Here is a 12,902-nt window from a genome sequence, read left to right on the forward strand (position 1 = left end):
GCGTGGTGCCGCCGGAGAGCAGCAACTCGCCGCCGCGGCCGACCTCGCCGACGGTCGCCAGCCGCCCCTCGGCGGCGGTGAAGCCCAGGTAGACCGCGATGACGGTGATGCTGGACAGCAGCGGCGCGAGCACCGGCCAGGCGAACCGCCGGTGCGCCTGGAGCACCCCGGTGAGCACGATGCCGACACCGTACAACGGCAACTGCGGCGCGAAGACCAGCAGCATCCGCGCGCCGGCCTGTCGCTGCTCCGGGCTGAGACCGGGGCCGAGCAGCCCGATCAGCGGGTCGGCGAGCAGTGCCAGCAGCACCGCGAGCGGCACCAGCAGGCTGAGCGTCCAGGTCAGCAGGGCGCCGGTGGTGGCGGCCACGCCCCGCCGGTCGCCGGCCTCCACCGCACCCGCGAGCAGCGGTACGACCAGGCTGGCCAGCGCCCCGCCGGCCACGATCTCGAAGATGAAGTTGGGCAGGTTGTTCGCCACGACGTACGCGCCGCCGAGGTCGGTCGGGGCGAGGGTCCAGGTGAACACCGCGGTACGACCTAAGCCGGCGAGCCGGCTGACCACGGTGAGCACGGCGATGAGGGCGGCCGCTCCGGCCACCCGGCCGGCGCCGGCGAGGGGTGCCGGTTTCTTCACGTCAGTCGTCGAGCCGGCCCAGCGCGTCGAGCTCCCGCAGCCCCGGGGTCCGCTGGATCACCTGGGTGAAGCTGACCTTCTCGCTGGCGGCGGTGAGCGCGGCGAGCACGGCGAGGACGCCGGCCCGGCCGAGCGGTCCGGTCCGGGCGGCCAGGCTGACGCCGAGCAGGGCGCCGAGGGCGTTGGCGCCGCTGTCGCCGAGCATCACCCGCTCGTCCAGGTCATCGCGGATCAGCCCGGCGGCGGCGCCGACCGCGCCGACGGCGATCCCGCCGTGCGCGCCGCCGGCCAGCGGCACGCCGAGCAGCATGCCGGACTTCAGCGCCCGGCCGGGCCGCAGGTCGAGCAGGTTGAGCAGGTTGGCGGTGCCGGCGACCACGCCGGCGCCGAGCAGCACGTCGACGCCCCGGCCGAGGGCGCCGTGGCGCTGCCGGCGGGGATGGGCGGCGACCCGGGGGTCGCAGGCGAGCAGCGCGGCCGCGCCGAGGCCGGCGGCGCCCACCCCGACGATCTTGAGCAGGCCGGCGGTGACCCGCCCCTCCCGGAGGGCGGCGAGGTGACCGGCGAAACCCTTGGCGGTCTTCTGCTCCGGGCGCGCGCCGACCACGTCGTCGTAGAGCCCGACCGCGCCCGCGCCGAGCCCGGCGACCAGCGCGGCCGCTCCGGACGGGGTGCTGCCGGCGCCGAGCGCACCGGCCGTGGCGGCGCCGACCGCGAGCGCCGGGCCGGCCGCGAGGGTCACCGTCCGCCCGCGGAAGTTGGTCCGTTCCAGCGCCGGCCCCACCGGGGCGGTACGCACCTCCCGCAGCACGTACCGGGCGGCGACCGCCCCCGCGCCGACGGCCAGCAGCCGACCCCACCTGGTCACGCGACCCCTCCGATCCGGATGCCGTACGCGATGCGGTGCAGACCGGACAACGGTCCGCCGCCTCACTGGGGCAGTTTAGGCAGCAGCGCCGCGGCGTTGTCGCCGACACCGTACTGGCCGGCCTTCTTCTCGGTGAGCTGCTGCACCAGGGCGAGCGCGGTGACCAGCTGACCCTGGACGGTATTGGCGTTGTCGACGGTGGAGATGGTCTGGGAGAGCACCGGGTCGCCGCGCACCACGGCGACGACGTTGCCGCCGGCCGAGCCGTTGCCGCCGACCACGATCGCGCCGGTCCGGTCGAACTGCTCGGCGACCTTCACCACCGACTCGTCCTTCTTCGCCGAGTCCTTGTCCACGTACGGCTGGCCGCTGATCAGGATCACCGCCTCGGCCGGCCCGGTGACCTTGTCCTCCGTGCTGAGATAGCCGGCGTTCGAGTACGCCGTCAGCACGGCCCGGCGGTCCGCGTCGGAGACCGGCGGGCTGCCCTGGGGGCGGTCGAGCAGGACGCTGGACAGCAGGGCGCTGGACGTCTCCACGCCGTGCCCGTTGCCCGGCAGGCCCGAGGTGGGGGCGCTGTTCGGGCGGGCGGCGGTGACGGCCAGCTCCAGCAGGTTGTTGTTGCTGTCCGGGTTGATGAACTTGTCCTGCAGGTCGACCCGCCCGGTGACGTTCGCGCCGGCGAGTTCGAGCATCTTCACCACACCGTCGGTGTGCTCCCGGCCGCTGGGCAGGTCGAGCACCAGCACGCGTCGCCCGGTGAGCTTGCCGGGGAGGACGACCTGCGCCATCTCGGCGGCGAAGTCCTCCTCCATGTCCAGTTCCTTCTGCAGGCTGTTGACCGACTGGCGCATCTGCTGGTTGTCCTTGCGCAGCGCGTTGACGTTCTCCTTGAGCGAGTCGGCGACCGGCCCGTTGAGGGCGGCCGTGCCGACCACCAGGCCGATCGCCAACGCCAGGAAGACCGCGGTGAGGGACACCACGTGGTAGCGGAAGTTGATCACGCTTGCAGCCTCTTGATCGTCGGGGAGCTAGAAGAGCTGGCCGAGCTGGAACACGAAATTGTCCCACCATTCGGAGACCACGCCCAAATACGCCTTCCCGACGGTGGAGACCGCCACCGCGGAGGCCATCGCGGCGACCGCCGAGAGGACCAGCAGCAGCAGCGAGGAACCGGAGATGCTCTGCCGGTAGAGCCGGCTCACGCCCTTGGCGTCGACCAGCTTGCCACCGACCTTCAGCCGGGTGAGGAAGGTGGAGGCCATGCCGCCCCGGCCCTTGTCGAGGAACTCGACGAGCGTGGCGTGGGTGCCGACCGCGACCAGCAGCGAGGCGCCCTTCTCGTCGGCCAGCAGCATGGCCAGGTCCTCGCTGGTGGCGGCGGCCGGGAAGGTGATCGCCGGCACCCCGAGGCCGTTGACCCGGGGCAGGCCGGGGGCGCGCCCGTCCGGGTAGGCGTGCACGATCACCTCGGCGCCGCAGCGCAGCACGTCGTCGGTGACCGAGTCCATGTCACCGATGATCATGTCGGGGGTGTAGCCCGCCTCGACCAGGGCGTCCGCGCCGCCGTCCACGCCGATCAGCACCGGCTTGAACTCCCGGATGTACGGGCGCAGCACGTCCAGGTCGGCCTTGTAGTCGTAGCCGCGGACCACGATCAGGCAGTGCCGGCCCTGGATCTGGGTCTGGATGTCCGGCACGCCGACCCCGTCGAGCAGCAGGTCACGTTCCTGCTTGAGGTAGTCCATGGTGTTGGCGGCGAACGCCTCCAACTGGACCGACAGCCCCTCCCGGGCGTCCGCCATCGACTTGGCGACCGTCTCGGCGTCCTGCAGCGCGCCGTGCGCGACCGGCTCCTCGCCGACGAAGACCGTGTTGCCCTCGATCCGGACGGTGTCGCCCTCGCGGATCTGCTCGAAGACACTCTCACCCAGGTCGTCCAGAAGCGGGATGCCGGCGGCGACCAGCACCTCGGGCCCCAGGTTGGGGTAGCGCCCGGAGACCGAGGGCTTGGCGTTCAGCACCGCGGCGACGCCGACGGCGACCAGCGAGTCGGCCGCCACCCGGTCCAGGTCGACGTGGTCGATGACCGCGATGTCGCCGGGTCGGAGCCGGCCCACCAGCCGTTTCGTACGGCGGTCGAGGCGCGCGGTGCCGAGGACTGAGCCCGGTTCCGTGTTCCGGGTCCGGCGCAACGTGGGTAGACGCATCGTGACCATCCTGGCATGTGAGGCAGGGTTTGCTGTCGCGACATGCCTGAGCAGGGCCGCCTACCCAGGGAAGCACACCCGGGCGCACGCCGGTGTGCTTGCGCTCACAATCCCGGCGTCACGGGCGCCTTTCCTTGGCTGCCACGGCCAGGAGTTCCTCGGCATGCGCGATACCCAGATCGGAATCAGGCAAACCCGCGAGCATCCGGGCGAGCTCCCGAGCCCGCTCCGTGTCCTCCACCACCCGGACCCCGCTGGTGGTCACCGCTCCCCCGGTGTCCTTCGCCACCACCAGGTGCCGATCGGCGAACGCGGCGACCTGGGGCAGGTGGGTGACCACCAGCACCTGGTGGCTGCGGGCCAGCCGGGCCAGCCGGCGGCCGATCTCCACCGCCGCCTGCCCGCCGACGCCGGCGTCCACCTCGTCGAAGACCAGGGTGGGCGGGCCGCCGGAGCCGGCGAAGACCACCTCGATGGCGAGCATCACCCGGGACAGCTCACCGCCGGACGCGCCCCGCTGCAGCGGCAGCGCCGGTGCGCCCGGGTGGGCCAGCAGCCGCAGCTCCACCTCGTCCGCGCCGTCCGGGCCGACGCCGGCCTCCGCGCCGTTGACCGGCAGGCTCGGCTCGGCCCGACCGGCCGGGCGGGGCAGCACCGCCACCTCGATCCGGGCGTGCGGCATGGCCAGCCCGGCCAGCTCGACGGTGACCTGCTCGGCGAACCGGACCGCCGCGTCCCGCCGGGAGGTGGAGACCCGCCCGGCCAGCTCGGCCACCTCGCCGGCCAGCCGGGACGCCTCCCGGTCCAGCTCGTCCAGGAGGTCGTCGGAGGTGTCCAGGTCGGACAGCCGGGTGCGGGCCCGCTCGGCCCAGGCGATCACCCCGTCGACGTCGTCGGCGTACTTGCGGGTCAGCGCGCGCAGCGCCGCCCGCCGCTCGTAGATGACCTGCAACCGGGCCGGGTCCGCGTCCAGCGCCGCCAGGTACGCCGACAACTCCGCGGAGACGTCGGCGACCAGGGTGGCCGCCTCCTCCAGCCGGACCGCCAGCTCGCCCAGCGCCGGGTCGGTGCCGGCCTGCGCCTCCAGGGTGCGCCGGGCGGTGCCGAGCAGCGCGGTCGCGTCCGGGGTCTCGTCGGTCGCCTCCACACCGCCGGCGACGCACTGGTGGGCCAGCTGCGCGGCGGTGCGCAGCCCCTCGGCGTGCTCCAGCCGCTGCGCCTCCGCCTTCAGCTCGTCGTCCTCGCCGGGCTGCGGGTCGACCCGGGTGATCTCGTCCAGGCCGAGCCGGAGCAGGTCCGCCTCCTGGTTGCGCTCGCGGGCGTTGCGCCGCCGGTCGGCCAGGTCGTCGACCACCGCCCGCCACCCGGTGTACGCCTCGCGCAGCGCGTCGAGCAGCTTCTCGTGCGCCGGGCCGGCGAACCGGTCCAGCGCCGCCCGCTGCTCGGCCGGACGCAGCAGCCGCAGCTGGTCGGACTGTCCGTGCACGGCCACCACCTGCTCGCCGACCTCACCGAGCATCGACACCGGCATGCTCCGGCCGCCCACGTGCGCCCGGGACCGGCCCTCCACGGTGACCGTACGGCTCAGCAGCAGGGCGCCGTCCTCGTCGGGCTCGCCGCCGGCGTCGGTGATCCGGGCGTGCACGGTGTCGGCCACCCGGCCGTCGAGGCGCAGCCGCCCCTCCACCAGCGCCCGGCCCGGCTGAGCCCGCACCCGCCCGGCGTCGGCCCGGCCGCCGAAGAGCAGGCCGAGGCCGGTCACCACCATGGTCTTGCCGGCACCGGTCTCGCCGGTGATGACGTTCATCCCGCCGGTCAACGGCAGCGTGGTGTCCTCGATGACGCCCAGTCCGGTGATGCGCAGCTCTTCCAGCACAGCACCCGACAGTAGACGCGGCCACCGACAGTTGACCAGCCGGCGCGGGCGGCGCGGCGGCCGGTCGTACCATCTCCGCTCGTGGACTCCACGAGCGGTGGGCGGCAGGTGCTGCGGATACTCGGCCTGGGCGAGGACGAGGAACAGGTCTACCGTGCGCTGCTGCGGGTCTCCGCCGCCGGGCCGGCGGAACTGGCCCGGCAGGTGCCCTTGCCCGCCGACCGGGTCGCCCGGGCGCTGGCCGGACTCAGGGACTGCGGGCTGGTCGCCCCGGCCGGCGCCGAACCCGACCCGCCGCTGCGGCCGCTGCCCCCGGACGTGGCCCTCGGTGACGAGCTGCTGCGCCAGCAGCAGTCCCTCGACTCCGCCCGCCGCCGGGTCGCCCAGCTCACCGAGGAGTACCGGGCCGGCGTACGGCGCCACGACGCGGACCACCTGGTCGAGATCGTCACCGGCCCCGACGCGCTGCGCGCCCGGTTGCGCCGGCTGCAGGACGACGCCCGCGTCGAGGTGCTCTGGTTCTGCCGGGCCAACCCGCTGGCCATGCCGGGCCCGGAGAACGTCGAGGAGTTCGCCGCGCTGGCCCGCGGGGTCAGCTACCGGGCGATCTACGAACGCGACCTGCTGGCCGAGCCGGACGCCCTCGCCGACGTCGAGAAGGCGGTCCGCAGCGGTGAGCAGGCCCGGGTCACCGGTCTGCTCCCCGTACGCCTGGCCATCGCCGACCGGGCCACCGCGGTCTGCCCGCTGGTGCCCGAGCGGGCCAGCGGCGAGGCGAGCGCCGCCGTGATCGGCCGCAGCCAGCTGCTCGACGCGCTGCTGGCCCTCTTCGACAGCCACTGGACCGCGGCCACCCCGCTGCTGCCCGGGGCCGGCCCCGCCGCCGACGGCGGCCCGGACGCCGACGAGCGGCTGCTGCTGTCGCTCTTCGTGGCGGGGGTGCCGGACAAGTCCATCGCCTCTCAGCTCGGGGTGAGCCGCCGCACCATCCAGCGGCGGCTCGCCGACCTGATGACCCTGGCCGGGGTCGATACCCGACCGGGTCTGGCGTACCAGGCCGCCCGCCGGGGCTGGCTGTAGACCCGTCCGACATTCCACGACCACCGGCCGTCGGCCGGCCCGGGTCTGCGTCATCCCGAGGACGCAACCCGGAGCCGGACCATCGGCCGGGGCGCCGCGGGGTTCCCGCCACCCCCTGGTGGGAACCCCGGCGGCCCGACGGGACGCCCGCGCGGAGGGGGGTGACCGCGCGGGCGTCGGCTCAGCGCAGCCCGTACGCGTCGACCACGGTCTGGTCGACGGTGTTCCCGGCGCGGTCGCCGGCGTGCACCCGCAGCGACACCGTGCCGCGTCCGGCCGGCACCGTGGCGGTGAACTGGGCGCCCGAGCCGTGCACCGGCACGGTCCGCCAGTTGCGCCCGCCGTCGAACGACACCTCGACCCGCACCCCGACGCCGGTCGGCGCCGGTACGCCGGCCGGCTGGCGCAGGGTCAGCCCCACCTTGTGCGGCTGGCCGCCGGGCACCTCGCCCCGCAGGTCCGCCGGGACCTGGTAGTCCACCTGCAGCAGCGACAGCGGCTGGGCGACGTCACCGGTGGGCCGGGCCGAGGTGAACTGCCAGGCCGTCTCGGTACGCGTGGCCCACCGCCACTCGTCCGAGGAGCGCTGGGTGGTGACGTCCAGCCGGTACCGGGCCGCGTCCGGGGTGGTCGGCACCGGTGCCCAGCCGCCGGAGAGGTCGGCGATCTGCTGCCCGTCCCGGCTCAGCCGGCGCTCGACGGTGTCCTGCTCCTCGCCGAACCCGGCCGAGCTGTAGTGGCCGTCGGCGTCGACGAACTCGGCCACCCGCAGGTCGAGGGTGTCCCCGGTGCGCGTGGGCACCGGCGCCCCGGAACCCGCCGGCACGGCCGGCCGGACCACCGGCGCGTACCAGGTCTCGGTGACCCGGTCGTCGGCGGCGTACTGCCGGGGCTGCTGGACGGCGCCCCCGAGCAGCCGGCCCCAGGACCATTGGAGCCGGTGCAGCACCCGCTGCTGCCACCAGTTGTCCCCGGCGCTGACGAACTCCTGCCTCACGGTGCCGGTACGCACCAACCGCTTTTCGTCCATCCAGGAGTACTCCTGCCATGGCCGCCAGCCGAACCGCTGCTCCTCGGCCCAGTCGAACCCGCCGGTGTCGGCGTAGCTGGCGGTCACCTCGGCGGTGTTGTCCGCGGTCACCCGGTGCACGATGTGATCCGGGATCCGCCCCTTCGACACCTGCCACACGTCGTACAGGTAGGGGCTGTTCGGAGTCAGCGTCAGGTCCAGCGTCACGCGTCCGGCCTTCGCCGCCGCGATCATCCGCTGCCCGCCGTCGTACGCCACCACCATCGACGGGATCGGCAGGCGATCCCCGTCGGGCGCCCAGTCGGTCCACGCGCTCCACTCCGCCGGGCGGACGATGAGCACCATCGCGGCGCCGGCCGCGGTGGCATCGGCGACCATCTGGCTCTCATCGGTGCGGTCGGGGCTGCCGGCGACCAGCGCGGCCGCACCCCGGACCCCGGCCCGGGACAGCTCGGCGGGGGTGCCGTCGCCCGCCCACACCAGCGGCAGCTTCCGCCGGCCGTCCGGAGCCGGCGACTGGCGCAGCAGGTTGATGTCCAGCGGCCCGGAGACGTTGCTGACCTTCGCGTCCACCATGGGGGCGACCAGCTGCCAGCGGGAGGCGAACTCGAACTCGCCCTCGCGCACCGGCGGGGTCGGCGTGACGTTCACCTGCTCGACCGTGCTGAACTCCATCGTGCCGTGGTCGACCTGCCGGCCGTTGCCGAAGATCCGGTGCTCGTAGAAGCTGATCACCGCCCGCTGCTCGGTCGGCTTCGGCGTCTCGATCCGCACCGGGGTGCCCTTGCGTGGGTCGAGTACCACGGTCATGTCCCGGGTCACCATCAGCTCGGGATCGGTGACCAGGGTGCGCTGCTCGTGCTGCGGGGTGCCGTGTTGGAACAGCCCCCCGAGCAGGTACGGGCCCTCCTCGACCTGCACCTGCGCCTCGCCAGGGATCCAACCGATCTGGTCCGACTCGGAGTGCTCGCCGAAGAGGGTGAACACCGTCGCCACGCCGGGCTGCCCGGCCATGTCCAGCGCGCGCAGGGTGACGGTGTGCAGCGGGCCCTTGCGGGTGAGTCCGACGGCGGTGCGCACCGCCACGCCATCCGCACCGGTCGCCACCAGCCACCCGCCGTACATCCCGCGGTCCAGCTTCGCCGGGTCGGCGCGCAGCGGCACGGCCACGCTGCCACCGGCGGGCACCGTCACCTCGGAACCGACGGAGACGCCGTCGGCCTCGGCGGCGCCGCTGTCCAGGTTGCGGAGCTCCAGGGCCAGCCGCAGGGTCTGCGGGGACGAGGTGCCGTTGGTGTACGTCACGGTCCGCTCCGCCACCGCATCGCCGGCGTTCACGCGGCCGAAGTCGGCGGTGGCCGTGCCGTACACCCGCTGGCTCAGCGCGCGGGCCACGTCCACTCGGCCGCCGCCCTGCTCGAAGACGGTCAGCGCGGGGTTCGCCTTCGTCGTGCTGACCAGCGCGTCCTTGAGCTTCCCGGCGGTCCAGTCCGGGTGTTCCTGGGCGAGGATCGCCGCCGCGCCGGCGACGTGCGGGGTGGCCATCGACGTCCCGGACGCCCGCGTGTACGCGTCGTCCACCGGCGTACCCATGGTGGTGCCGGCGGCGCGGGCGGCGACGATGCCGACGCCCGGCGCGGTGAGTTCCGGCTTCAGGCCGTTGTCGCCCAGGCGCGGGCCGCGGCTGGAGAAGTCGGCCAGATTGTCGTCACGGTCCACCGCGCCGACGGTGAGCGCCGCACTGGCCGCGCCAGGCGTCCCGACGCTACGCGCCTCACCAAAGTTGCCGGCGGCGATCACGAAGAGCGTGCCGGTCTCGGCGGTGAGGTCGTTGACCGCCAGGCTCATCGGGTCGGTTCCGTCGCTCGGGTCGCCGCCGAGGCTCATGCTGACCACCTTCGCGCCGGAGTGGGCGGCCCACTCCATGCCCGCGATGATGTCCGAGCCGTAACCGCTGCCGTTGTTGTCGAGCACCTTGCCGATCAGCAGCTGTGCGCCGGGGGCGACGCCCTTGCGCAGCTCGTTGGAGGCGGCGCCGCTGCCCGCGATGGTGGAGGCCACGTGGGTGCCGTGGCCGTGCCCGTCCCGGGCGCTGCCGCTGCCGGAGAAGTCCTGCGCCTCGGCGATCCGGCCGGCCAGGTCGGGGTGGCCGGCGTCGACTCCGGTGTCGAGCACCGCGACCCGGACGCCGGTGCCGTCCCGGCCGGCCGCCCAGGCGGCCGGGGCGCCGATCTGCGGCACGCTGTGCTCCAGATCCGCGTGGACCCGCCCGTCCAGCCAGACGCGGGCGATGCCGGCGCCGAGCCGGGGTGTGCCGGCGGTGGTCCGGGCCGCCGGCGTGCCGCGCAGCGTGGTCCACAGGCCGCCGAGGTCGCCCTTGCCGACCCGCAGCGCCGCGCCGTTGATGCTCTCCAGCGGCCGGGCGGCGGTGGCGCCGGCGAGCGGCCGCACCCGCCCGGCGGCCGGCTGCTGGTAACGGACGATCAGCGGCAATGCGCCCTGCGCGGCGTCGCCGTAGCCCTCGGCGGCCAACTCCTCCACGTCGAACAGGTTGGAGTCGAGCACCCCGGCGGAGACGTACGGCACGACGTCGCTGGGCAGCACCCGCAGCCGGCCGTCGGCCTCCACGGTGTGGAAGGTGATCCGCTCCCGGCCGGGGCCGGGGTGGACCGTGGCGGCGACCCGGCCGGGCGCGGCCTGGACCAGGTCGACCTGGTCGCCGGTGATCAGGGTGAGGCGGACGGGCGCGACGCCCGGAACGGGCGCGGCCGGAACGGGGGGGATGGGCCGGACGGGCGGGTCGGCGGACGCCGGTGCGGCGAGCCCGATCACCAACGCGCCGACCGCGCCGGCGGTGAGCCAGCGTGGAGGCCAATGCATGCGATGTGCTCCTCTACTCCGAGGGTCGATCCCAGGAGATCGACCACTCGGAGTCTGCGACGGAGATCATCGGATGGTCACTAGCTGCGGCCCGCCGCATCGGCGACATGTCGCCAGGTGGACAACGGACAACCGGGCCGGGCCGCCGGATGTCCGGCGGGTTGCCGCCGGGCGGCGACCGGCGACGGGCGCCCGCGTCAGCGGCGGCTGCCGCGCCACCCCTGCACCGGCAGGTCGAACTTGGCGACCAGCCGGTCGGTGAAGGGGCGGGCCCGGAGCCGGACGATCCGCACCGGCAGCGCGCCCCGGCGCACCGTCACCCGGGCCCCCGGGGGCAGGTCGTAGACCCGCCGCCCGTCGCAGCAGAGCACCGCCAGGGTGGTGAACGGGTCGACGGTGATCACGAAGGTCGACGTCGGCGCGGTCACCAGCGGCCGGCTGAACAGCGCGTGCGCGCTGATCGGCACCAGCAGCAACGCCTCCACCTCCGGCCAGACCACCGGCCCGCCACCGGAGAACGCGTACGCGGTGGAGCCGGTGGGGGTCGCGCAGACCACCCCGTCGCACCCGTACCGGGACAACGGGCGGCCGTCGACGTCGACGAGCAGCTCCAGCATCTGGGCCCGCTCGCCCTTCTCGACGCTGATCTCGTTGAGCGCCCACGACTCGATGGTCGGGCCGCCCTCGAACTCGGCGGTCACGTCGAGGGTGAGCCGCTCGTCGACGGTGTAGTTGCGCCCGACCACGTCCCGGACCGCCGAGTCCAGGTCGTCGATCTCGGCCTCGGCGAGGAAGCCCACCTTGCCGAGGTTGATGCCGAGCAGCGGGGCCTTCGCCGGCCGGGCCAGCTCGGCGGCGCGCAGGAAGGTGCCGTCGCCGCCGAGCGCGAAGACGATCTCCGCGCCCTCGGCGGCTTCCGGGCCGGTGACCGGGACGACGCCCGGCAGGTCCAGGTCGTCGGCCTCCTCGGCCACCACCCGTACCTCGAAACCGGCGGCGATCAGGTCCGCCGCCACCGCGCGGGCGTGCTCGGTGCTGCGTCGGCGGCCGGTGTGCGTCACCAGCAGAGCGGTCCGGCTCACCGGGCGACCTCCTCGATCGTGGGATCCGCGGGTGGTGGGACGCCCTCGGGGCCGGCTGCCACGACCGCGCGAACCCGCTCCGGGTCCGCGGTGGGCGCGCCCCGGCGTAACCATACGAAGAACTCCACGTTGCCGCTCGGCCCGGGCAGCGGACTGGCGGCCACGTCCGCGAGGCCCAGCCCGAGCTGCGCCGCCGCCGCGGCCACGTCGAGCACCGCCTCGGCCCGCAACTCCGGGTCGCGCACCACCCCGCCCGCGCCGACCCGCTCCTTGCCGACCTCGAACTGCGGCTTGACCATCAGCGCCAGGTCACCCTCGGCCCGGGTGCAGCCGGCCAGCGCGGGCAGCACCAGCCGCAGCGAGATGAACGACAGGTCGGCCACGGTGAGGCCGACCTCGCCGCCGATGGCCTCCGGGGTCAACGTACGGACGTTGGTGCGCTCGAACACCCGCACCCGCTCGTCAGTGCGCAGCGGCCAGGCCAGCTGGCCGTAGCCGACGTCGACCGCCACCACCTCCGCCGCGCCGGCACGCAGCAGCACGTCGGTGAAGCCGCCGGTGGAGGCGCCGGCGTCCAGGCACCGCCGCCCGGCCACGGTCAGCCCGCCCGGGGCGAACGCCGCGAGGGCGCCGGCCAGCTTGTGGCCGCCCCGGGAGACGTACTCGGCGGTGGGGTCCTCGCCGGTGACCAGCAACGGGTCGGCGGGGTCGACCATCGCCGCGGGCTTGCGGGCCGGCACCCCGCGCAACTGGACCCGGCCGGCCTCCACCAGCGCGGCGGCCTGCTCCCGGGAGCGGGCCAGGCCGCGGCGGACGAGTTCGGCATCCAGCCGGTTGCGACGTGCCATGGGTGGTTCTTCTCCGGTGGGTCAGGCCTGGTCGATGCTGGCCAGGGTTTCGCGCAGGGTCTCGTACGCCGCCTCGTACTGGGCGATCTGGTCCGCCGGGGAGAGTGTGGCGGCGTTGATCATGGCCTGCACGGCGGCGTCGACCGCGGGGTGCCGGGCGTCCTCGACGTCCTCGACCGAGGGCGCCGGGCCGGGGCGGGTCCCGGGCGGCGGACCCGGGCGCGCGCCGGCCGGCGGGCCGGGACGCGGGCCGGGGGGCGGGCCGGGGCGGCGGCGGGACGACGGCGGTGTAGCCGGTCGTCTCCACGGTGGCGATCAGGTCGGCCGGGCTGACCTCGTCGGCGTACCGGACGGTGGCCTTCTCGGTGGCGTAGTTGACGGTGGCCTCGAC

Annotated in this window: 9 protein-coding genes and 1 pseudogene; 1 reads left to right on the top strand and 9 read right to left on the bottom strand. The window is 74.8% G+C overall.

Translation table 11 applies throughout. From position 1 onward, the window contains the following. The 5 genes from DKT69_RS00700 to recN all read right to left on the bottom strand — a co-directional run. Nucleotides 1-637 (bottom strand): lipid II flippase MurJ (locus tag DKT69_RS00700; RefSeq protein ID WP_255420171.1); only part of this gene is annotated, 637 nt, incomplete at its 3' end. Nucleotide 638: 1 nt separating this feature from the next. Next, nucleotides 639-1,505: a hypothetical protein gene (locus tag DKT69_RS00705; protein WP_109799674.1), complete on the bottom strand. Its 867-nt coding sequence runs from the start codon at nt 1,503-1,505 to the stop codon at nt 639-641. A gap of 62 nt (nt 1,506-1,567) precedes the next feature. Next, a complete protein-coding gene (locus DKT69_RS00710; protein WP_109799675.1) occupies nt 1,568-2,509 on the bottom strand; it encodes a copper transporter in 942 nt (313 codons plus the stop codon). Nucleotides 2,510-2,536: 27 nt separating this feature from the next. Then, a complete protein-coding gene (steA, locus tag DKT69_RS00715; RefSeq protein ID WP_109799676.1) occupies nt 2,537-3,715 on the bottom strand; it encodes a putative cytokinetic ring protein SteA in 1,179 nt (392 codons plus the stop codon). Between the two features lie 118 nt (nt 3,716-3,833). Further along, nucleotides 3,834-5,591, bottom strand: a complete 1,758-nt coding sequence (gene recN / locus DKT69_RS00720) for a DNA repair protein RecN (RefSeq protein ID WP_109799677.1) — start codon at nt 5,589-5,591, stop codon at nt 3,834-3,836. Between the two features lie 81 nt (nt 5,592-5,672). Between recN and DKT69_RS00725 the strand changes: the two genes are divergently transcribed. Next, nucleotides 5,673-6,671 (top strand): helix-turn-helix domain-containing protein, encoded by a 999-nt coding sequence (locus DKT69_RS00725; RefSeq protein ID WP_236647232.1) that lies wholly within the window; start codon nt 5,673-5,675, stop codon nt 6,669-6,671. Between the two features lie 181 nt (nt 6,672-6,852). Here DKT69_RS00725 and DKT69_RS00730 read toward each other — a convergent pair whose 3' ends face one another. The 4 genes and pseudogenes from DKT69_RS00730 to DKT69_RS40920 form a co-directional block, all read right to left on the bottom strand. Continuing rightward, complete coding sequence (locus DKT69_RS00730; RefSeq protein ID WP_109799679.1) at nt 6,853-10,581, bottom strand: S8 family serine peptidase; 3,729 nt, start codon at nt 10,579-10,581, stop codon at nt 6,853-6,855. A gap of 197 nt (nt 10,582-10,778) precedes the next feature. Next, complete coding sequence (locus tag DKT69_RS00735) at nt 10,779-11,663, bottom strand: NAD kinase (protein WP_089015032.1); 885 nt, start codon at nt 11,661-11,663, stop codon at nt 10,779-10,781. Further along, nucleotides 11,660-12,511 carry a TlyA family RNA methyltransferase gene (locus DKT69_RS00740; protein WP_109799680.1) on the bottom strand — a complete coding sequence of 284 codons (852 nt, stop codon included), beginning with the start codon at nt 12,509-12,511 and terminating at the stop codon, nt 11,660-11,662. Before DKT69_RS00740 ends, DKT69_RS00735 begins: the two co-directional genes overlap by 4 nt. Before the next feature lie 21 nt (nt 12,512-12,532). Then, nucleotides 12,533-12,760 (bottom strand): annotated as a pseudogene (locus DKT69_RS40920) (hypothetical protein); the annotation flags it as partial. Nucleotides 12,761-12,902 lie beyond the last annotated feature (142 nt).

Origin of the sequence: Micromonospora sicca (assembly GCF_003172935.1) — a bacterium.
GTDB classification, from domain to species: Bacteria; Actinomycetota; Actinomycetes; order Mycobacteriales; family Micromonosporaceae; genus Micromonospora; species Micromonospora sicca.